The organism is Pseudoalteromonas sp. AOP31-A2-14 (genome assembly GCF_052378035.1).
Classification (GTDB): domain Bacteria; phylum Pseudomonadota; class Gammaproteobacteria; order Enterobacterales; family Alteromonadaceae; genus Pseudoalteromonas.
Genome location: NZ_JBQSXI010000002.1, coordinates 399,172 through 420,680, shown reverse-complemented (window position 1 = coordinate 420,680; position 21,509 = coordinate 399,172). Strand labels below are relative to the sequence as shown.

Annotated in this window: 22 protein-coding genes and 1 pseudogene; 6 read left to right on the top strand and 17 right to left on the bottom strand. The window is 41.0% G+C overall.

Annotated elements, in window-relative coordinates; all coding sequences use genetic code 11:
- Positions 1–8: 8 nt before the first annotated feature.
- Positions 9–788 carry a MipA/OmpV family protein gene (locus tag ACT3S9_RS17695; protein ID WP_441835880.1) on the top strand — a complete coding sequence of 260 codons (780 nt, stop codon included), beginning with the start codon at positions 9–11 and terminating at the stop codon, positions 786–788.
- A gap of 190 nt (positions 789–978) precedes the next feature.
- Entirely contained in the window at positions 979–2,322 is a 1,344-nt protein-coding gene (locus tag ACT3S9_RS17690; RefSeq protein WP_441835879.1) for an esterase/lipase family protein, read from the top strand.
- 93 nt (positions 2,323–2,415) lie between these two features.
- Here the strand turns inward: ACT3S9_RS17690 and ACT3S9_RS17685 are convergent, their stop codons facing one another.
- Entirely contained in the window at positions 2,416–2,598 is a 183-nt protein-coding gene (locus tag ACT3S9_RS17685) for a DUF1289 domain-containing protein (RefSeq protein ID WP_441835878.1), read from the bottom strand.
- Between the two features lie 168 nt (positions 2,599–2,766).
- On the opposite strand from ACT3S9_RS17685, the gene ACT3S9_RS17680 reads away from it, so the two are divergent.
- A complete protein-coding gene (locus tag ACT3S9_RS17680) occupies positions 2,767–3,330 on the top strand; it encodes a S1C family serine protease (protein WP_441835877.1) in 564 nt (187 codons plus the stop codon).
- A 137-nt stretch (positions 3,331–3,467) separates the two neighbouring features.
- Here the strand turns inward: ACT3S9_RS17680 and ACT3S9_RS17675 are convergent, their stop codons facing one another.
- Positions 3,468–4,442: a transposase gene (locus ACT3S9_RS17675; RefSeq protein WP_192543131.1), complete on the bottom strand. Its 975-nt coding sequence runs from the start codon at positions 4,440–4,442 to the stop codon at positions 3,468–3,470.
- Between the two features lie 122 nt (positions 4,443–4,564).
- On the opposite strand from ACT3S9_RS17675, the pseudogene ACT3S9_RS17670 reads away from it, so the two are divergent.
- Positions 4,565–4,942: pseudogene (locus ACT3S9_RS17670) on the top strand (efflux RND transporter permease subunit); the annotation flags it as partial.
- Between the two features lie 256 nt (positions 4,943–5,198).
- Here the strand turns inward: ACT3S9_RS17670 and ACT3S9_RS17665 are convergent.
- The 4 genes from ACT3S9_RS17665 to istA all read right to left on the bottom strand — a co-directional run bounded on the left by ACT3S9_RS17665 (position 5,199) and on the right by istA (position 8,930).
- Complete coding sequence (locus ACT3S9_RS17665) at positions 5,199–6,017, bottom strand: hypothetical protein (RefSeq protein ID WP_192543132.1); 819 nt, start codon at positions 6,015–6,017, stop codon at positions 5,199–5,201.
- 15 nt (positions 6,018–6,032) lie between these two features.
- The gene (locus ACT3S9_RS17660) at positions 6,033–6,425 is read right to left on the bottom strand and encodes a hypothetical protein (RefSeq protein ID WP_192543133.1); all 393 of its coding nucleotides are present in this window, start codon (positions 6,423–6,425) and stop codon (positions 6,033–6,035) included.
- Positions 6,426–6,691: 266 nt separating this feature from the next.
- Positions 6,692–7,444 (bottom strand): IS21-like element helper ATPase IstB, encoded by a 753-nt coding sequence (gene istB / locus ACT3S9_RS17655; protein WP_208835222.1) that lies wholly within the window; start codon positions 7,442–7,444, stop codon positions 6,692–6,694.
- Positions 7,437–8,930 carry an IS21 family transposase gene (istA, locus tag ACT3S9_RS17650; RefSeq protein WP_443490040.1) on the bottom strand — a complete coding sequence of 498 codons (1,494 nt, stop codon included), beginning with the start codon at positions 8,928–8,930 and terminating at the stop codon, positions 7,437–7,439. The genes istB and istA overlap by 8 nt, the downstream gene beginning before the upstream one ends.
- Before the next feature lie 106 nt (positions 8,931–9,036).
- Here istA and ACT3S9_RS17645 point away from each other — a divergent pair, with 106 nt between their 5' ends.
- On the top strand, positions 9,037–9,993 hold the full coding sequence (locus ACT3S9_RS17645; protein WP_192543134.1) for a trypsin-like serine peptidase: 957 nt from the start codon (positions 9,037–9,039) through the stop codon (positions 9,991–9,993).
- 336 nt (positions 9,994–10,329) lie between these two features.
- On the opposite strand, the gene tnpC is transcribed toward ACT3S9_RS17645, so the two are convergent.
- The 4 genes from tnpC to tnpA all read right to left on the bottom strand — a co-directional run bounded on the left by tnpC (position 10,330) and on the right by tnpA (position 14,932).
- Positions 10,330–11,853 carry an IS66 family transposase gene (gene tnpC / locus ACT3S9_RS17640; RefSeq protein ID WP_441836641.1) on the bottom strand — a complete coding sequence of 508 codons (1,524 nt, stop codon included), beginning with the start codon at positions 11,851–11,853 and terminating at the stop codon, positions 10,330–10,332.
- 310 nt (positions 11,854–12,163) lie between these two features.
- Positions 12,164–13,843, bottom strand: coding sequence for a group II intron reverse transcriptase/maturase (gene ltrA, locus ACT3S9_RS17635; RefSeq protein ID WP_193051351.1), 1,680 nt, complete (start codon positions 13,841–13,843; stop codon positions 12,164–12,166).
- Between the two features lie 547 nt (positions 13,844–14,390).
- A complete protein-coding gene (tnpB, locus tag ACT3S9_RS17630) occupies positions 14,391–14,636 on the bottom strand; it encodes an IS66 family insertion sequence element accessory protein TnpB (protein ID WP_441835489.1) in 246 nt (81 codons plus the stop codon).
- Complete coding sequence (tnpA, locus tag ACT3S9_RS17625) at positions 14,636–14,932, bottom strand: IS66 family insertion sequence element accessory protein TnpA (RefSeq protein ID WP_441835490.1); 297 nt, start codon at positions 14,930–14,932, stop codon at positions 14,636–14,638. Before tnpA ends, tnpB begins: the two co-directional genes overlap by 1 nt.
- A 114-nt stretch (positions 14,933–15,046) precedes the next feature.
- On the opposite strand from tnpA, the gene ACT3S9_RS17620 reads away from it, so the two are divergent.
- Positions 15,047–15,289 (top strand): hypothetical protein, encoded by a 243-nt coding sequence (locus tag ACT3S9_RS17620; protein WP_225736651.1) that lies wholly within the window; start codon positions 15,047–15,049, stop codon positions 15,287–15,289.
- A 55-nt stretch (positions 15,290–15,344) separates the two neighbouring features.
- Here ACT3S9_RS17620 and hisIE read toward each other — a convergent pair whose 3' ends face one another.
- Genes hisIE through hisD form a run of 7 tightly spaced genes read right to left on the bottom strand, consistent with a single transcriptional unit; the run spans position 15,345 to position 21,505 of the window.
- Positions 15,345–15,959 carry a bifunctional phosphoribosyl-AMP cyclohydrolase/phosphoribosyl-ATP diphosphatase HisIE gene (gene hisIE, locus ACT3S9_RS17615; RefSeq protein WP_192542085.1) on the bottom strand — a complete coding sequence of 205 codons (615 nt, stop codon included), beginning with the start codon at positions 15,957–15,959 and terminating at the stop codon, positions 15,345–15,347.
- Positions 15,950–16,729, bottom strand: coding sequence for an imidazole glycerol phosphate synthase subunit HisF (gene hisF / locus ACT3S9_RS17610; protein ID WP_064664967.1), 780 nt, complete (start codon positions 16,727–16,729; stop codon positions 15,950–15,952). The genes hisIE and hisF overlap by 10 nt, the downstream gene beginning before the upstream one ends.
- The gene (locus ACT3S9_RS17605) at positions 16,711–17,445 is read right to left on the bottom strand and encodes a 1-(5-phosphoribosyl)-5-[(5-phosphoribosylamino)methylideneamino] imidazole-4-carboxamide isomerase (RefSeq protein ID WP_392344816.1); all 735 of its coding nucleotides are present in this window, start codon (positions 17,443–17,445) and stop codon (positions 16,711–16,713) included. Before ACT3S9_RS17605 ends, hisF begins: the two co-directional genes overlap by 19 nt.
- Before the next feature lie 26 nt (positions 17,446–17,471).
- On the bottom strand, positions 17,472–18,074 hold the full coding sequence (gene hisH / locus ACT3S9_RS17600; RefSeq protein ID WP_441835491.1) for an imidazole glycerol phosphate synthase subunit HisH: 603 nt from the start codon (positions 18,072–18,074) through the stop codon (positions 17,472–17,474).
- The gene (gene hisB / locus ACT3S9_RS17595) at positions 18,071–19,132 is read right to left on the bottom strand and encodes a bifunctional histidinol-phosphatase/imidazoleglycerol-phosphate dehydratase HisB (protein WP_441835492.1); all 1,062 of its coding nucleotides are present in this window, start codon (positions 19,130–19,132) and stop codon (positions 18,071–18,073) included. Before hisB ends, hisH begins: the two co-directional genes overlap by 4 nt.
- Positions 19,129–20,214, bottom strand: coding sequence for a histidinol-phosphate transaminase (hisC, locus tag ACT3S9_RS17590; RefSeq protein WP_441835493.1), 1,086 nt, complete (start codon positions 20,212–20,214; stop codon positions 19,129–19,131). The genes hisB and hisC overlap by 4 nt, the downstream gene beginning before the upstream one ends.
- A complete protein-coding gene (hisD, locus tag ACT3S9_RS17585; RefSeq protein WP_441835494.1) occupies positions 20,204–21,505 on the bottom strand; it encodes a histidinol dehydrogenase in 1,302 nt (433 codons plus the stop codon). Before hisD ends, hisC begins: the two co-directional genes overlap by 11 nt.
- Positions 21,506–21,509: the final 4 nt, after the last annotated feature.

The window sequence follows — 21,509 nt, the reverse complement described above, 5'->3', positions numbered from 1 at the left end:
AAAAGTATATGAAATATTTTTTAGCATGTTTATTGAATTTAACAGCATTGATCAGTGTATCTGCTTTTGCAAATACAGGCGAAGATGAACGAGGTGAGATCCGAAAGCGAATTGAGCCAAAAGGGTTGTTATATGGTTTTGGGCTTGGTATCAATCAAGAGCTTTACAAGGGTTATGATCGCCGTGTTATCCCGTTGCCTATTATAGGTTACAGAGGTGAACGATTTTCAGCACTCGGCCCTTTTATTAGTTATGATTTAATACAAAAAGAAGGTTTCAAGCTTGCCATACAAGCCGCACCAAGGTTTCAAGGTTTTGACAGTAACGATAGTGATATATTTGAAGGTATGGACGAAAGGAAATTCTCCTTTGATGGTGGCTTTGGACTAACTTATCAAAAAAGTAACTGGAAAGTGAATTTGTCATCAATGTTTGACATATTAAACAGATCTGACGGTTATGAGATAAAATCATCAATTGGACGTGCTTTTAAGCAAGGCCCAATCTTTATTGAGCCGACCATAGGTGTCAGTTATTTAGATGCGAATCATGTAAATTATTATTATGGTGTTGGTGCGCATGAAGTCGGTGACTTTCGTCCTGCTTATGAAGCTGATAGTGCTATAAATACTAAGATTGGATTATCAATTGGCACACCAATATTTCTTGGTGGATTTACACGCTTGAATCTTGACTACACAATGCATGGTTCGAGCATTAGTGACAGTCCTTTGGTTGATAGCGATACAAGTTTTTCGCTTAGTTTAATTTACTCACGTTTTTTCTAGGTATTAAATATGTTGCTACGAATTAGCATATTTTAATGCAAGTTACATTTGTGTATTAACTCACGGCGTATACAGCTGAGAATTTATGGCGATATGTAACGACTTTCGTTCTTGCTTGTTAGCCTTAACTTTTTACTTATTGATATTATAGGAAATACATTTACCTTACCTAGTATGTCTTGAACTATGCATGTTTCAAGTTAGTGATGTTTATGAAGCAAATGGAGTTGTTGGTATGAATAAAAAATATAATAAAATTAAACGCTTACATGGGATGTCAGGGTGTTTAATTGCGATGCTCATGTTAACAGCATGCTCTATGTTTACTCTAGAAGATGAATTAGAACGTGCTAAAAATAACCAATTTGTCATTAAGGCATACATTGAGCCGGCTGAATCTTTAGGCAGTTCTCATTTAATCATTTCAGTTTTTAAAAAAGATAGAGATGATAATGCAGAATTTTTTGCTTATCGCACAGCAGCGCCAGGCCAAAATGTCTATTTTGTTGTTCCACAAGGTGATTACGATTTAATTGCTTTTGAAGATGCGAATCAAGACTATAAATATCAACTAGGAGAAAAGACAGCGATCGCAACGACAGTCAAGCTTGATAAACTGCCCCAAGGCGATGTTGCCGATAATAGTTATTCTAGCCGCCTTGCAGCAGAAAAGCTGAAACTCACTAGCACAACACTGCCAACCCAATACCAGCTTGATTTAACAATAGAAAATATAAAAACAACTAGCTTGTTGCCTAAACACAACTATTTAGAGGTTGTTACACTTGATGATGCAAGATTTAGTAATGAAAACGCATATAAAGGAATGTGGGAACCGTATAGCTTTTCACAAGATATTGGTTCAGGTACATATTTATTAAATAAATGGGACAATAAGAAAATCCCCTTAGTGCTAGTGCATGGGATCAATAGCTCACCCGCTATTTGGCGTCAATTTATAGCCAGTATTGATCAAGAAAAGTATCAAATTATTCTACACCACTACCCAAGCGCAAATTCACTGTCTGTATCTGCTTATTATTTAGGCGAGGCTTTAATTGATATAAAGCAACGAAGTGGAGATAACAATATAGTGATTATAGCGCATAGTATGGGCGGGCTAGTCTCACGCGGTGCAATACAATTTTTAGCTTATAAGAATCACCCCAACTTTATTGATTTGTTTATCACTCTCTCAACTCCATGGGGAGGAGATAATGCTGCCCATTTCGCTGTAGAAAATGCGAGTGTCGTTGCTCCTGTTTGGCGAGATCTGGATCCACAAAGCCAATATTTATCACGTATTTACGAGCATGAAATGGCGCAAGGACTTTCCCATATTTTGCTTGCAAGCTATGCAGGGGATAAAATGATCATCTCTGAAAAAAATGATGGGGCGGTAACATTAAAAAGCCAGCTGTTTTATGAAGCCCAATTAGAAGCTGAACAAGTCTATATGATTGATGCAACGCATGTCGGAATTTTAACAGACGAGCATACAAAAAAAATTATAAAAAAATATCTAACCCACTAATTTTATTATTTAAAAACCTTATTAGTGGTTAATCAAACTGCGTAGGCACTTAGTCGCATTGATAATCGTGTATAAACAAGGGATCAGAACGGGTTAATTATCCGTACGCGGTGTTGCTAATATTCGTTTTTTTTCGCTATCAGATAAAATAATCCAATCAAAAATCTCTTCACTGGTACGCCCGCAGCCGGTGCAATAACCTTTTAAACGATGGCATTGGCCTATACAATCTGTTTTATACTCATGCTCATTTTTTTTACTCGGCTTTGTAACCATATTAGTACGACTCGCTGTACATTTATAAATTCCTGAGGTCTACTAGTTAAAGGTTTTATACTAAGGATAACCAATGAGAATATTATTAATAGTTTGCTTGGGCTTATTAACAAGCATTACACAAGCCAAGGATTATAGCAGTTTCTATAAAAACTCGATCAATCGGTAGTGGTTATTTACGCTGATACAAACTTACAGCGTATACAAAATGATAAAGCGATTAATACCACCGCGAGTAGTTTAGGAACGGGCACGATTATTAACGACGAAGGGCTTATTCTAACTGCAGCCCATGTTGTCGATAACGCTGATGAGCTAACTATTGATGTGCCTAAACGTGGCCACTTCCAAGCAAAAGTATTAGCCAGTTATGCGCCAGCTGATATCGCTTTAATCAAGCTTATTAGTCATGAAGGTGATTTTAAAGCCGTACAAATTGCTGATTCAGATAAAACGAGTATCGGTGAAGAGGTATTTATTATTGGTACCCCCTATGGTTTGAGTCACACGCTTACCGTTGGCCATTTAAGCGGTAGGCGCATTCACCCAAGTAACAATGATATTAAGCTTGAGTTTTTACAAACAGATGCGGCGATCAATCAAGGCAATTCAGGCGGTCCAATGTTTAACCAGCAAGGAGAGCTTGTGGGAGTGGTTAGCTATATTCAAACTAAACTGGACACTCACTCTAATTCAACAAGCAAAGCTCTGTCACTAGATTTATTTTTTTAGACTAATAATTGATTTTTTACGACTGCGTTACTTCATTTCATCCAGTTAATAAGTAATTATCACTATTAAACTCAAATTTCACGCATAGAAATAACTGCATAATTGCGTTTCAAGTTTTCGACTAAGTAATTTAAGTTTTATGCTAATAGCTTTTCACAATTACTTATATTGGCTCGCCGTTTTCTGTTTAAGTTCTCACAATAACTTACTTGTGATGACGGCCGGCCAACTGCACCATGAAATACGCGCGTGAATTGTGTGGTGAGCTTTAACCAATTTTCTGGGGATATATTGAGTCTTTCAAGTATAGGAAGGTGGTTGTTGTCAATACAGCCGCGTTTGTCTTCCCGCATTATTCGTCCTGTTAGATCAACAAGATCAAGATACGATTTAAGTTCAAACGGTAGCCCTTTTGGCATAATTTGACGTGGCATACCTGCAAAGCGTAATAGCTGTTTAGGTTGCTTACTTATCGTTGCACTGTCTATTCTTTTTTGTACGCTGGTGTGGTCAGACTCTTCTGGTGTTTTGGCCATTTTAGCTCTAATCGGGTTTAAATCCACATACGCCATACACGCTGCAAGTGCTGCTTCATCTAACAAAGCTTGTGATTTAAAGCGACCCTCCCAGAACCGACCTGTACACTTATCTTCTTTGTTTGCTCTTCGTGCAATGTCTTCATTTAACAAACGCATAAACCAGCTTATACTGGATAACCGCTCTCGATATTGTTTCACTGTTTGATTAAAAAAGATACGTTCTGCCTTACTTAACTTTTCACCTTGTATGTATTTTTGCGTGAGTAAAGTGCCTTTACACAGTTTATGCCAACGAATAACAATTGCTTTGTCATTTAATCGATTCACTTTTTTGTCATCAACGTACAGGACTAAATGCGTGTGGTTACTCATTACTGCATAAGCACACACGTCAATACAAAACACCTTGGCAAGCATAAGTAACTTTTCTTCAACCCAGCCTCTGCGATGCGCGTAAGACTTACCTGTAAAACGGTCTTCGCCACATAAGAATGCACGGCGCACACAACGTGAAATACAGTGATAATATTTTGTATCAACCAAGCTTATTTGTCGTTTTCTTGCGACTGCCATAATACACCCCGGCTATTTTTTAAACTAACTAAAACTTAGCCTTTAATTTCATAAAATACAAAATTAAAATGGGTGTCTAGTTTATTCCAATTTCATAAAATACAAAATTAAAATGGGTGTCTAGTTTATTCCGTGTCAGCGCGGGTTTATTATTAATGAATGCAGCATTTAGCTTTATGGCTCTGCTTGGCTTACTGAGCCTAAGCGGCATGCTGATAAAAAATGGCATTGTGTTAGTCGATCAAATAAACCTCGAACTCAGTGAAGGCAAAGACCCCTATCAAGCTGTATTTGATTCCGGTGTAAGCCGTGTCCGGCCTGTGGCAATGGCTGCAATCACTACTATTTTAGGCATGATCCCACTGTTATTTGATGTGTTCTTCCAGTCAATGGCGGTCACCATCATGTTTGGTTTAGGCTTTGCCACCATACTCACGTTAATCGTGGTGCCAGTGCTTTATACGGTACTATTTAGAATTGAAGTGCCAAAAAACAGCTAACAAAAAAGGCCAAATAATTTACATTACTTGGCCTTTATCAAAGTTTATCTAGTTACTTTGATACTACACATAATTTGCATAGCTAAGAATCTAAAAGTTACCAGCAACAAACAAAAAGGCAAGAAGAAAGACCTGACCCGATTCTTTGATGCTATTCTTTGCTGACCCTATTCTTTGAACATGGTGACCAAACTTCAAGCACTCTTTGTCCCAGTAATGTGATGAGCATGCTTAAAGCCATGATCTATTTTAGATATTAATAACTCGCGTTCCCTGATGGAAATTTTTCAGCTAATAGAACCAAAGAATTTATCAACCCTTCTTGATAAACATTTTTATTTAATAAAATGGAATATGATTTACTATCAGTTACCCATGATAAAGAGGTTTCTGCGTTACCATGTTCATCTTGCTTTACAATAATGATACCAGGATTACCATTGATATGAATATTAATAGCATCTCTGTCCATTATCACGCCACTACTTTCATCTGAAAAATCCCATTCATCAATAATCAAAATACCAAACTCTGGATTTTTTACAATTCGAGTCAGAGAGTCCCAACCCTTACCTTTAATAAAGTTACCACTAGAGGACTCTAAAACCAAACTCTTTTCACTAGTAATGATCGAGGTTAAGTCTGCCTTTTTGAATGAGTTAACATTTGATATTTTATTTGGAACTATAGCTGATAAAGTTGCTCTATCCGATAAAGCTTGTTTTAAAAGCAGGCTTCTCATTTTAGAAATTTTAAAGTCAGAATCATGCTGAATATATTCAGCAATTAATTTGTTAAAATCCCTAATTTCTGAAGAGTCGACTTCAACATAACCAAAGTTATTCGTACTCTCGATAGCATTCAAATAAGACTTACTTTCATTTTTATTAGCTATACTCATTTCCTCTTTTGAAAATGAGTATATGGAAACACCATTGGGTTCATTTATTGATTTCTGGCTCTTTTCATTTAGGAAAGGGTTATTCTCATCTACAATAATTGGTGGTTCAGCAAAAGTGAGTCCACTACTAATAAATAAGCCACTAAAAACAATATTTCTTATTGAAGTATTCATTTACTATTTTTCCTTTTAAAATTCACTTAAATTGCAATCAATCGCGTAAGAATTCTTGTAGTGGTACTGACCTGGTGATTTACCCCACCAATGCTTGCCTCTGACTTCGTATTTTCCGGTTAAGCCTAAAGCACCATGACTATCAGATGCAATGGAGTGCCATTGAACTTCCCAGTTATCTCCTGCAATTAAATTATGAGCACTATCTCGATTTTCACCAAATCTTAAATGCCATGAACTAGTTGCTCTAGAGGATTGAGGCCAGCCCCAAGTAAGGCTTTCCCAACCAACTTCAGCAATGGGAACATAGCAATTAGAACGACTAAAGGCAGATACAGCAGCTTGAGATGGAACGGCATAAATTCCCACAAGAAAAAGTGGAAATAAAAATTTTTTATTAAATTTCATTAAAACTCCTTTTAAATTAATCAACCTAAAGTATACATAAAAGGAACTATCCAGCAACAAAAAATTAAAACAAGAGATCGTAAAATAAGCAATTGAACATTTTTAATATCAATGATATGTTTTAAAAGTCGGTACGATTTATGTTACTCAACACTTTCATACAATACCGAAAGGATATATATAAAATATAAAACACAAAAAGGTATCTAGCGTCAATTAACTTGGCCGGTTCCGCGTCAATTATCTTGGCCGGTTGACACCGAATTTTATTTGCTCTTATTGAGCGCTGTTTTGCGTCGGTAACTTTCACCTTCGCAATGAATAATCGTTGCATGATGAACCAAGCGATCTATTGCCGCTACAGTCATCGTTGAATCATCAAATAGTTCATCCCATTGTTCGAATGATTTGTTTGATGTGATGATCATGCTGTGTCGCTCATAGCGATGGGCTATCAATTCAAACAGCACGCTCGTTTCCTGTTCCGTTTTTCGTACGTAACCAACGTCATCAACGATTAATAAGCTGTATTTATCGAGCTTTACAAGTTCGTCTTGCAAGCGTAAATGTCGCTTTGCTTGCTGGAGTTGTTGAACAATCGCTGACGCGGCAACAAACTTAACTTTATGGCCCTGCTCGATAAGGCCATAACCGATACTACTGGCGATATGCGTTTTACCAAGACCACTGGCGCCAAATAGCAATATATTGCCACCGTGCTTCAACCAATCCGGCTGATTTATTAAATCAGCAACAAGGGGCTTACTAACCCCATCAACAAGGGTAAAGTCGAAGCTGCTAAGGTGTTTACCCACGGGCAATTTTGCATCTTTTAAAAGCCGCTGAAGGCGTTTATCATCGCGTGTCGCAAGTTCAATATGGCACAGCTCAGATAAGTATTGCTGTGGGCTCCATTGTTCTTCTATCGCTTTTTTGCCCAGGGTATTCCACTGTTGAAGCATGGTGCTAAGCTTTAATTGTTTCAGCATTAAAGGTAACGAGGCCGTGAAGTTATCCATGTAGACCTCCCGGTATCATGCTGCTATAAGCGCTCAAGCTGTGTTGCTTTATTGTTATTGTGGGTATGTTTGATGCAATCACTAAAAATTGCGCTTCACATTCTCGGATGGCCGGTAATTGTCGCTGAGTAATTGACGCTGCTACAAATCGTCCTAATTGACGTTCGCACCCACTTTGTTTTGCTAAATGGAGCAGTTTTACCATGTAATAGCTCGCTTCATCCGCTAAAAGGTGGGCATTAACGTATTCCCAAATAGCTTTGTAATTGTCGCTTGGAAGTAAGTCGTCACGTAGTTGTGAGTAGCGAAATGCCAATGGTTTTTTAACCAGTGCGTCAATAACATGCAAGTAACTAATATTACGTGCACGGCATCCTTTAGAAGCATAGACACGCGCTAACGTTTGAACTAAATCGCTGCCATAGTGCAGCTCTAAACGGTTGTCATATAAACGAACCAGTAATCGGCTACCAATAAGGCGTGACGGGACGCTATAGGTAACACGTTTCAATGAAATAGTACTCGTACGTGACACCGTTAGATAATGCTCGGTGTAATTGACGCTCATCGTCCGTGGTAAAGCATGTAATTGTCGCTGCTCTACTGCGTATTTATCACTTACACGGCGATTACGGCGAGCTACAATGTCGGCAACAAACGATTCATAGACTTCTCTTGTCTGAAAGTCATAACTACCACGGATTTTTAATGCTTGCTCCAGTTGCGATTTAAGATGCCCATGAGGGCTCTCAATAGCCCCATTTTCATGCGCAATACCGCGGTTATTGCGGGTCGCTTTAAAGCCATAATGGGTGACTAATTCATTAAAGCGCTCTGTAAAATCGTTATCATTAGTGTGATTACGATAGGCGGCACTCAGACTGTCTGTACGCACTTCTTTAGGCACACCGCCGGCTGCTTTAAATGCGTTTTGCACGCCATCAGAAAAAGCAGCAAAGCTTTCACCGCCGTAGATCACTTGGGCGTAAGCCCAGCCACTGGCGGGCATACGATAATGAAACAACATATGCTTTAAGGGTTCACTAGCAATGGTAACGGGTGACTTCACATGTGTAAAATCACACATACCTAATAGGCCATACTCGTGTGTTTGCAGGAATACGACCTCTTTACTTGAGCCATACAGTGCCCGCCATTTATGAATTCGACGCTCTAATGTACGCCGTGAGCTAGGGTTAAATTTGTCGGTGTGAAACTCGCAAAGGTGATCAAAAATTCCCACCGGAGTTAACGTTGCATCACCTTGAAGTAGAGGGACAACAATACTGTCCCAGATAGACTCAAGTGGATCTATACGCGTTCGCCATTGGCGTTTATTAGACAATGGCTGCTCATCCAGTTTATCAATGCGCCTTGCTGAACGTTCTGAAATACCTGCTTTCGCAGCCGCGATAACTTGGCTATTACGTTTTCTATGTTTCATATAAATAGTGACCTGCTGATCAGTGATTCGTGTTCCCGGCACAGTGAACTCCTCCGTTCTGCTGTACCGAACCTTATCAGATCAACCGGCCAAGATAATTGTCGCTAGACCGGCCACCGTAATTGTCGCTTAATAAAAAGGATTACCAATGAAATATAAAACGGTTTACCTCGCATTATTATTATCTACATCAAGCTCATTTGCAGCAGATGTATTAATGAAAGAAAAAGCAATCTTTGTTGACCAGTTCGCTATTACTCCATATACGGAATCATCAAGTAATATAGAAAAAACTAATGTTAAACGTGAAGCTTTAAGTACAATATCAACTACTCCTGATGGCAGCCAATATATCAACTTAGCGACAGACGAAGATTTACGTATTTTTAAATCTGCGTTAGATAAAGTGCGTACTTCAGCTTTAACTGAACAAGAGCTATCTGCTTTAGTGGGCTATATGCCAGGCAGCCCAGTAGAGGAAAATGAAATCACGCCTTCTAATGTACATGGTTCTGATGGGCGAACTAGAGTCCAATATACGACAGTCAGCCCTTATAGAAATATTGGTAGAATTAGTTCTGGGTGTACTGGTGTATTGGTTGGTCCAAAGCACGTTTTAACAGCAGGCCACTGTATAGCACCAGGAAACGGAACATGGATAAACAACTTAACCTTTAGCGCTGGGCAGAATGGATACTCAAAACCATTTGGTACACAGAGCTATACTAGAGTGCTTACAACTCCAGGTTGGTTTTACGATAGTGACCCAAGTTTAGATTATGGAATGATTATCCTTAAATCAGCCCCTCACAATGGTTGGAATGGTTATGGGATATACGCTGGTAATGGTACGTATACAGTAACAGGTTACCCAAGCGATAAACCGTTTGGGCAAATGTGGGGAATGTCAGGCAGAACGACTTCCGATACTAGCCATATATACTATTCGTTAGACACGTATGGCGGACAAAGTGGTAGTGGTATTATGGATTCAGGTAATAATGTAAGAGGTATTCATGCCTATGGTAGTGCCAACCAAAATTTCGGAACAAAAATAGATTTAACAATTTTCAATAAAATCAAAGAGTGGGTTGCAAGTTACTAGCTTTAACGACTCTATAAATTATAAGACTGGATTACCTTTATCCAGTCTATTTTCAGATAATAAACTAGACAGCCACCTTAATAAACTAGGCCACCTTAATAAACTAGACAGCCATCTTATTGAGTAAATAACACCCTAATAAACTAGATAGCCACCTTGTTGAGTAAATAAGACTGCGCTACTAAGCTTACTCTTTTGGGCTAAAACTTATCTCTTTATCGATTATCACTTGCACATCTTGCATTAAGCGAGCATTTATCACTATTAAGCCTACATTACACGCATAAATATAACTGCAAGATTGCAGTTATAGTGTAAGCGTCTAGCTAACGACACCTAGCTTTGCTTAATGTTCCAAGGTAGCAGTGGCTCAAGGTTATCTGGCTGCTCAGCAATGCGCTGTAAGCAAGTAGAGATATAGTCATGCACTACAAGGTCATTGGCCTTTGCGGTTTCAACAAGACTATAAAGTATGGCGCTGGCATGTGCACCATTGCAGGTATTTGAGAACAACCAGTTTTTTCGCCCTATTACGAACGGTTTTATAGCTCGCTCTGCACGGTTATTGTCAATACTGAGCCTGCCATCATCAAGGTAGCGCCGAAATTTCTCAAACTGATTTATCGCATAGGTAATTGCTTCACCTAGCGCCATTTTAGGTGGGATTTTATCTTTATGCTTGAGTAACCATTGATACAATTCATCAACGATTGGTTTGGCTTTTCTCTGCCTTATCTTGAATTTTTCATCATGCGATTTATCTTTGATGGCTTGCTCAATACCGTAGAGCTTGCGAATAAGGTTAAGTGCTACATCCGCTTTAACGGTTTTTTTATTATTGCCTTTAGCCTTGATGAATTTACGGCGTATATGCGCTAGACATGCAACCAGTGTTGCCTTCGTTTGCTCGTAAGCCTTGTAGCCGTCAACGTGCATGTAGCCTTCGTAACTATCAAGGAAATCAACCGCACATTGGCCTGCGCGACTGTTATGGTAATCAAACAGGACAATATTAGTGCCTTTACCTGGTTTATCATCGCCGCAACAATACAGCCACATATAGCTGGTTGCTTTATCTGCATTAATGACGTTTAACGGGGTTTCATCGCCGTGAATAACCGGTTGAGATAGCAACACGTCTTTTAAGCGTTGATACAGAGGGGACAACAGGTCTGCGCAGCGCAACATCCAGCTCGACATGGTTTGTCTGCTCAACTCAATACCAATATCGCCTAACATGGTTTCTTGGCGATAAAGTGGTAAGCCAAACTGGTATTTACACATGATTATTTGGCTCAGCAAGCTGGGCGTTGCGATGCTTTTGGGAATGGCTGTTGCGGGCATGAGGGCGGTTTTTACCACACTTTCAATGCCTTCACGCTCACAGTGACGGCACGTATATTTAGGGCGAATGGTTTTGATGACTTTGATATGCGCTGGCACAAACTCGAGTGCTTCACTGCTGCTTTCACCCATTTTGTGAAGGGGGCTTTGACAGCAATCACACATTTTGTCATCCTCTTCGAGGTCAACAACCACCTCAATTCGCGGCAACTGCGCTGGCAGTGGCCGGCGTTTCGGTTTGGCTTTTTCTTTCTTTACTGAGGCCGATGTGGCCAATAGCGCTTTATCATGTTCATCGAGAATATCTTCTGCTTCATTGAATACTTCGCCTGCACCCGGCATCTTTTCAGATTTTTTGGCGTACTCTTTGGCTAATTTCGCGTTATAAGCTTGTAGCAATTCGTGAATTTGCGCGTCTTTTTCAGCTAACTTTTCATCCATATGCTGTTGCAACTCAAGCAACATGCGCTTGAGTTGTTCTGGGTCGTCAGGAAGTGAGTGTGCATCAATTTTCATGTTCGCAATTTAACAGAATTTGACGGTGTTTTCTTGCTTGACGCAAAGATAAAACAGACGGTGTGGCAACGATCATTTACTGCCAATATGATCGATTAGATCATCGATTTATACCGCAACTCTTCATGACCAAGCACATCATATCCCGACAACAACCAATCCAGTTGCTCTGGACTGAGCTCAAATTCTTGCAGACTGGCTTTGGTTGGCCATTTGAACGTTTGCTTTTGTCGAGTAGCCAGACCCGATTACTCGAGCCCAGCCCTCTAAGAACGGTACGTGCGAGTTTCCCCGCATACCGCTCAAGTCGTTATAACGCCATGTAGGATGGCGCAGCAGTATTTTGACTCCTATGAATGCTGTTATGGCAATAAGGATGAACAACCACGGTATTACTCGCTTTATTATCACCACCTAAGTATAAAGGTACTAGGCGGTGAATATTCCAACCAGTTTTAGCCGTTATTTTTTCTTTGCAATACAAACACTCACCATTTTGACGTGATAATAATCTATGCAGACGTTCTTTGTTGCGAGAATTTACTAACACATCAAGCCGAGATTCAAAGTAAGTTTCATGTGTCGGATCGTAAGGGTTTGCATCGGAATTGATCTTTGGATGTCGCACAATCGGCATTGCTGCTAACCGAAATAAGCCTATTTGTTTATCACCGGTGCAGAATGTCCAATTACGCGGCCCAACAGAGTGGAAGTATCTAGCCCTAATCCAGTATTTTCCTTTTCTAGGATGTCTACGACATGCCCATTTCCAGAGTAGCAACCATATATCAGAGTCAATCTTGCAAAATACTTCCTTTGCGACACTGTGTCGGTGATAATTGCACCAACCTCTTAATATTGGATTAAGCTGAAAGATTAGCCTGTCTTGTCGACTAGAGCGATATTTGGTGATCGTAAGTCTCAACTTATTCATCAGATGTAGAACGCTTTTGCTACTGGGTTTGACCAATAATTTGCCATTATACTTTCTGAGATTTTGACCAAGAAAATCAAAACCCTCTGATATATGCCTAACGTGCGTTTTTTCTGGCGATAATGCCAAACCACGTTGGGACATAAATTCATTAATACAAGGCAATATTGTATCTACCAAAAACGCTTGAGAATGAGCCGTTACAACAAAATCATCGGCATATCTGATTACAGAGACTCTCTTAACATTAGAACGAATTTCACGGTGCTTACCTCTTTTAACACCAGAAGCTTCTTCAATTGTTCCTTGCAGTTGATTCAATACCATATTCATTAACGTCGGCGAGATTATTCCTCCTTGCGGTGTTCCTGCAAGTGTTGGATATACCTTACCAGACTCCATAAAGCCAGCATTCAGCCACTGTGAAAGGATTGGTTTGTCGATGTTTAAGTGCTTTAGCATCCACTCATGGCTGATATTATCGAAGCAACCTTTAATGTCCGCATCAAGCACCCATTCTCCCGCACGTTTGCGACACAATACTTTGAAGCATTGTTCGATCGCATCAGCACAAGACCTTTGTTTTCGAAAACCAAAAGAATTGCCGTCACTGTTTGTCTCCACTTCTGGCTCAACGGCTAGCAAATATAGTGCTTGCATCCCACGATCCAGCATTGTGGGGATACCGAGAGGTCTTTTCTGCCCATTCGACTTTGGAATAAAGACTCGCCTTAATGGACTTGCCTTGTATCCAGAGCGTTTGAGCGATGAGATTGCTCGCCATTTTTTAGTAGCACTTTGCCATGTTTCGCCATCAACACCAGACGTTTTACGCCCTTTGTTCTCCGTTACTTGTTTAACCGCAAGGGCTTTCGCATAAAAGGAATGAGTCAATAACCATTGCAGGCTTTTAACTTTCCCTTTTCTCCCTTGCTTTACTGCTTTCACAATACGCGCTTGCAATGATCCTACGTAGCGCTTTGCAGCCTTCCAATCGATGTTAGACCAGCATTGCGCTTCGTTTATAGGTGCACATTGTTCATAAGAGCAATTCATTTGCATTCCTAAGCTAAAATCTTATTACAAATTTCTTGTGATTAACCACTCGATGGAAGTGGGCTATGCTTTCGCATGATGTCACGTTCAATACATCTATCTTTGCCATTACAGCAAGGCATTCGCTTTCTCCATCGTCCTTTACCCGCATGCCCGTCATTCATTCTTACGAAGAAACTACCTCAACGAGGGAGCATACGGGCTTACCAAGTTCCGCTTTATTCACATAATGGGTTAGTGTCAGTCAATCCGCCGGGGGCACATTAAATTGCGTAACATGAGACTAGAGCATGTTAACTTGTCCACCACACCTTTTGGTTCAAGCTTGTCAGCATCTTTAGCTTGTTTACAATGACGACAGTTACAACTGTTCAGTTAATTACACATACCATTAATTCCTAGGGCCCAACCGCATGATGCTTGCAGTTTGTTCAACATCACTATTGAACTTAAGGCTACATTGTCTTTCGAGCTTCACACCCCACCATTGCTAGTGACGCATATCGAAATAGGAAACCTTCGGCAATACGAAGGGTTGAATCAAAGTTCAACAGTAAACAAAGCGACTTCTTGTCGCACCTAATCGCTTGTACCACAAAGCAAACCCCGTTTTATCCCAGTAAACCAGCTTGAGTTTATCCTTCGCTTTGTTGCAAAATAAAAATAAAGCGCCAGTATAGGCATCACGTTCAAGCTCACCCTCAACGATTGCGACCAGACCATCAATGGATTTTCGAAAATCCACGGCATCGCGATAGAGGTAAATATGATCGGGTTCAACGAACATTTTCATTAGGCAAGCTCGCGTAACAGTTGACTCAGATAAGTGGCAGGCATTGTGGATGGCAAGCTGACTTTCACGTTACCGATAGCAAGAATGATCGGCTGTTGCTGTTCAGTGGGATCAACGTGTTTAGTGACTTTTGCGCGAACAAAACTACCAGATGCAGCAGTAAGCTTACTTCGTGCCGCATAAAAGCTTGTTTTTGATAAAACATGTTGCTGGCAAAACTCAGTAATAGTTAAATCGCTGGCTTGTTGTTCTTCGATAATGTTGCGCCACTGCTCAAGGCTACGCATTTTTCTCATGGCTATCTCCTAATTGAAATTCAGAAATAGTTTAATCGGTTTGACGAGTTACTGGCAGGTGCACTTTGCTAGACGCTTACAAGTAATTGGCTAACTTACATAAGTACACCAGCGATGGCACAACCACCACTTAAATCGCCCGGTTATGGGGCACAGTGGTGGCTTTATAATGAGCGTTTTCCGCAGTTACCTAATGACACCATTGCTGCACGGGGTAATCGTGGTCAATATTTGGTTATTATTCCGAGTAAACAATTGATCATAGTTAGGCGAGGTTACGATCTTGCTGGCCAACAAGGGTTTAGTGAACATGATTTTACCCGTGATGTACTTGCAGCATTAGATGATAAAGCTTGAGCTACAATTTAGTAGCTAAAAAATACTTAGCGCGGCACCAGGGCCGCGCAAAATATTATTTATGACGACCTTGCAGACACGCAACCACGTCTTTTAATTCTAAGCCTTGGCGCTGTAGTAACACGATTAGGTGATATAGCAAATCAGCAGATTCATTAGTCAACTCTTCGTTATCGTGTTTCATCGCAGCTAGGGCAACCTCAACACCTTCTTCACCGACTTTTTGACAGCTACGGCTTAAGTCTTTCGCAAACAAAGAAGCAGTGTAGCTTTGTTCTGGATCGTCGTTTTTACGTTCAATAATCACCTGTTCAAGTTGGGCTAAGAAGCTTAAGGCAGGTTTTGCAGCATCACCAAAGCAACTTTGTGTGCCCAAGTGACACGTTGGCCCAAGTGGATTGGCAAGCACTAAAATTGAGTCATAGTCACAATCTGTATGTACTGACACCACTTCTAAGTAATTCTCAGAGGTTTCACCTTTGGTCCATAAACGATTTTTTGAACGGGAGTAAAAGGTCACTTTTTGCTTTTCGAAGGTGACTTCAAGTGATTCTTGGTTCATAAAACCTTGCATTAAAATAACGCCGGTTCGGGCATCTTGCACGATAGCTGGGATCAATTCGCTTTTTGCAAAATCAACTTGGGTCAGGTTTTGTTTGGTTAGTTGCATAGTCGCGCCGCCACTTGGTTATCGGTTAAATATTGTTTTAATTCGCCAATGTTGATCACATTTTTATGAAATACGCTGGCTGCGAGTGCACCATCAACGTGGCTTTGTTTAAAAACATCGACAAAATCTTGCATGGTGCCAGCACCACCTGAGGCAATAAGGGGAATATCACACAAAGCACGCATTTTAGATAGCTGTTGGTTATCGTAACCATTACGCACACCATCTTGGTTCATGCAGTTGAGTACGATTTCTCCTGCACCTAAGTCTTGCACTCGCTTTACCCACTCTTCGGTTTTATAACGGGTGCGGCTTGATGCATTCGGATCGCCAGTAAGCTGATAAACTAGGTATTCACCAGTTGTTTCATCATAAAAGCTATCAATACCGACCACTACACATTGCTTACCAAACTCATCATGTAGCTCTTTAATAAGCTCAGGACGCGCAATCGCAGGGCTGTTAATACTGATTTTATCCGCACCACGCTCAAGTACGCGCGCTGCATCAGCAACTGATTTAATTCCACCGGCAACACAAAATGGAATATCAATATGACGGGCAATGCTCTCAACCCAATTTACATCGAGTAGGCGTTTTTCAACGCTTGCGCTAATTTCATAAAAAACCAATTCGTCTGCGCCAGCTTCACTGTAAGCTTGCGCAAGCGTTAAAATATCACCAACGATTTCGTGACCTTTAAATTTTACGCCTTTCACTACTTGGCCGTCTTTGACATCTAAGCATGGGATTATACGTTTTGATAACATGCTAACGCCTCCTCAACATTAAATGCGCCATCAAGCAGTGACTTACCTAAAATAACGCCGCCAACGCCCAGCTCTTTAAGCTTTTTAATGTCATCAAGTGAGCTTACGCCACCAGATGCTTGCACTTTAATGTCGCCATTATGATTCGCTAAATCTTGGTACAGAGCGAAAGAGGGGCCGGTCATGGTGCCATCTTTACTGATGTCCGTACATAGAAAATCAATCACGCCCAATGCCACATAAAAATCGACTAATTCAAATAAGCCAAACTCAGACTCACTTAACCAACCGTGGGTAGCAGGGGCCCAGCCGCTTGTGGTTTTATTAACATCTAGGGCGATTACAAAGTGCTTGGCACCGAATTTTTCAATCCAGCTTTTTACTTCATCGCGTTTTTCAACCGCCATAGAGCCAATTACTACTTGGTTAGCACCGGCTTTAAGCCAGTCGCTTACGTCTTGCTCAGTACGAATACCGCCACCGACTTGATAGGGTACATTAAGTGCTTTGGTGGCCGCTTGAATGTGTTGCCATTGCTTTTTGCTTGGATCGCGGGCACCTTCTAAATCAACCAAGTGCAATTTACCTGCGCCGCTTTGTGCATACTCTTGTAATCGTGCACCAAGTTCAAAGGGATAAAACTGCGCTGTGTCGTACTTACCTTGGTATAAACGTACGATTTGATTTTGTAATACATCTAATGCTGGAATAATCACGTTGAATTCTCTTTATTAATAGTTGATTAAACTTGCCAGTCTAAAAAGTTTTGTAATAACCGTGTGCCGACTTTAGCACTACGCTCCGGGTGAAATTGCATACCTGCGTAGTTGTCGTTGGCAACAATTGCTGAAAAGGTTTGCCCGTATTCGCCACTCACAAGGGTGGCATCATTTACGGTATGAGCAAAGCTATGCACAAAATACACTTGGTCATTGACATCAAGGCCTTTAGTGAGCGCATGCGCACGGTTAACGTTCAGGTTATTCCAGCCCATGTGCGGCGAGGTTAAATTGCCAACATCCAGCGCTTTAACTTGTCCTGGGATTTTACCTAGGCATTGTATATTCCCTTGCGCGTTTCCTTCTTCGGTACTTTCGCACAAAAGCTGCATACCTAAGCAAATTCCCATAAGCGGGCGCTGGTACTCATTAATGGCCTCCTGCCAGCCACCTTCAACTAAGCGCTTCATGGCAACTGATGCGTGCCCAACGCCAGGTAAAATTGCGCGTTCAAAGTTTTTAAGTTGCTCTGGTGAGGTAATAACCTCAGGTGTTTCGCCCAGACGTTCAAACGCAAAACGAACTGAATTTATATTAGCGCACCCAGTATTAATTATAGCAATCATAAGCATCCCTTAGAACTAGCCGTTTGTTGGCTTGCATCCGCTGCGACGGCCATACGTAAAGCGCGAGAAAAGGCTTTAAATAAACCCTCTACTTGGTGATGGCAATTACCATCACTTACCGATAATATGAGGCTGATTGCAGCGTTGTCACTCAAGCTTTTGAAAAAGTGTTCAACCATTTGTACGTCTAGGTCACCGGCTTTTTCACGGCTAAAGTTAGCATTAAGAACGAAAGAGGCCCGCCCTGATAAGTCAATTTGCGCTTCGGCTTTACATTCATCCATCGGCAGGGCAAATCCGTAGCGAGCTATTTGCGATTTAGTCCCAAGCGCTTCTTTTAGAGCTAGGCCAAGTGCGATGCCAATATCTTCTACTAAATGGTGCTCATCGATATGTAAATCGCCACAGGCTTGAATATCAAGACCTATATTGGCATGGGTGCGTATTTGATCAAGCATATGATCAAAAAAGCCAAGGCCGGTGCTTATCTCACCGTTTTTGGTTTGATCTAAATTAACTTTTACATCAATTTGGGTTTCTTTGGTATTTCGGGTAATACGGCCTTTACGGTCGGCAGTGGTAAGCTTGGTGACAATTGCGTTCCAATCACCTTCATACAAGATCCCTTCGCAACATAAATTTTGTGCAAGGCCAATATCAGTGTGGCGGTCGCCAATTACAAACGAGCGGCCTAAGTCCACGTTACCAGAGCGCATAAGCTCAGTGAGTAAGCCTGTTTTAGGTTTACGGCAATCACAGTTCTGTTCATCAAAGTGCGGGCAAATTAATACGTCATCAAACTTAATGCCTTGGCTTGATAAAATATTCATCATTTTATCTTGGGCAATATCAAAGTCGGCTGTTGGAAAACTGTCAGTACCTAGTCCATCTTGATTGGACACCATGACTAAACGATAGCCAGCACCTTGTAATTGTAATAGTGCAGGGATCACGTTTGGTAAAAACTCTAATTTTTCTAGACTGTCGACTTGTTTGTCTGTAACGGGTTCAGCGATGATGGTGCCGTCACGGTCGATAAATAAATATGGGTTGCTCATGATATTTCCTGCTGTTTATGCGTGGTTGATTGGTCTAAGTCATCCAACCATATTTTTACTTGTTCTAATTCTTGTTCGCTACCAATTGAAATTCGCAGCCAATCGTTTTCACCGTATAGGGTAAATGCACGCATTACTAGGCCTTGCTTAAGGGCAATATTAAAACTGTTTTTGTTAGTTAGTTTTAGCGTTACAAAGTTACCTTCACCGCTCAATACCTTTAATACCGCAGATGACGATTCCAGCCATTGCTTTAGCTTTTCTTTTAAGGCATTTAAAATGGCCACTTGGCGGCGCATTGAGGTGATAGCATCAGGGCTTAGAGCGCTCGCTGCAATACTTGCAACTACGGTAGATACCGGATACGGCGCAATCACTTTTCGGATTGGTGCAAGTACCGACGACTGTGCAAGCGTAAAGCCTGTACGCAGGCCAGCTAACGCAAAGGCTTTAGATAGTGTGCGTAGTACTACAATATTGGCAAATTCATTTATGAGTGCACTTGCGCTTTGCTCTGGGCAAAATTCAATATAAGCTTCATCAACAATAACCAATGCTTTACCGGCAAGGGCTGTGGCGATTGCTTTGATTTTATCAAGTGGTGTTAAGCTGCCAGTTGGGTTATTTGGGTTGCAAATAAACACGAGCTTGCTGTGACCCACTGCTGTAATAATTTCATCAACCGAGCCATCAATTAACAGTGCTTGGCTTAAATCATTAATTGCCACGTTGTGGGTATCCGCTGTGACTTTATACATACCGTAGGTCGGTAAAAATAATGCAATGCTGTCTGAAGTAGGCTGACAATAAGTGCGTACTAGTAGCTCAATTCCTTCATCAGCGCCGCGAGTCATTAATATTTGATCTGCGGTTAAGCCAGCATAGTCAGCATAACGGTTGATCACGCTAAAAGGCTGCGGATCAGGGTAGCGATTTAAATCAGCAACACTGATATCGAGGCTTTTAACGTACGGGCTTTCGTTGGCGTTTAACCACGTTGTGCCGGTGAGTTTTTCGCTTTTGGCAGAGCTATACGCTGCTAGTGCATTGATATTAGCAGGTAATAATGGGTTATTGCTCATTGTTCATTGCCTCTAAACGTATTTTTACGGCATTTGCGTGGGCATCAAGTCCTTCCGCTTCCGCAAGTGGTAATATTGCTTTTGATAAGTTCTTCAAACCATTCTGAGTAATGGTTTGCACTGTATAAGTACGGAAAAAATCAAGTAAGTTTAAGCTTGAGTAAGTTGCGCTGTAACCATAAGTAGGTAAAACATGGTTGGTACCCGAAGCATAATCACCAGCAGATTCAGGTGTGTAATCGCCTACAAATACCGAGCCGGCATTTTTTACTTTGCCTAAATAAGGGTTGGCATCTGCAAGTTGCAGTATTAAGTGTTCAGGACCGTATTGCGCCGAGACGTCAAATGCTTGATCAATTGAGTTAACCAAAATTAATGATGAATTAGCCAGTGCTTTTGCAGCAATATCTTGGCGATTTAGTTTAGCAAGTTGGCGCTCAATAGCTTGTTCAGTACGCGTAATGATAAGTTCACTATTACTTAGTAATATCACTTGCGAATCGCCGCCATGCTCAGCTTGTGATAGTAAATCAGCTGCAATAAACTCTGGTTTTGCACGTTCATCGGCTATTACTAATACCTCTGATGGGCCTGCAGGCATATCAATGGCCATACCAGGAACTGTTTGTGCAACGAGTTGCTTAGCCATAGTGACAAAGCTATTACCAGGACCAAAGATTTTATTAACCTTGGGTATTAAATCTGTACCATAAGCCATTGCGGCGATGGCACCTGCGCCGCCACTTTCTACAATTGTTTTGATACCGCATAGTTTAGCCGCATATAAAATTGCTGGATCAATAGGTAAATCGCCTTGTACAGGCGTTGCTAGAACGACTGTGCTTGCACCACTTAGCTGTGCAAGGACTCCTTGCATAATGACTGATGAGGGCAACGGAGCACTACCACCGGGTACATAAATACCAACCGCTTCAATAGCTTGATACTTAAGCTCGCAGAGCACACCTGGCTGAGTTGATAGCTTAATGTCTTTAGGTAACTGTGCTTGGTGAAAGCGTTTTACATTAGCGTAGGCTGTATCGATAGCATACTTAAGTTCGTTACTGAGTTGTTGCTCAGCATTATTAATCTCATTAGTTGGCACTAATAAACGTGGGTTTTCGCGGTTATCATATTGCTTAGCCATATCGAGTAAGGCGCTATCGCCTTGCTCTTTTACATTTGCCATAATCATTTGGCAAATCTCTTTTACTTCTTGACTGGCACTGACAGCAGGGCGCATTAGCGCCGCTGCTTGTGCGTCTGTGGAAGCCTCATTCCAGCGCAACATCAAA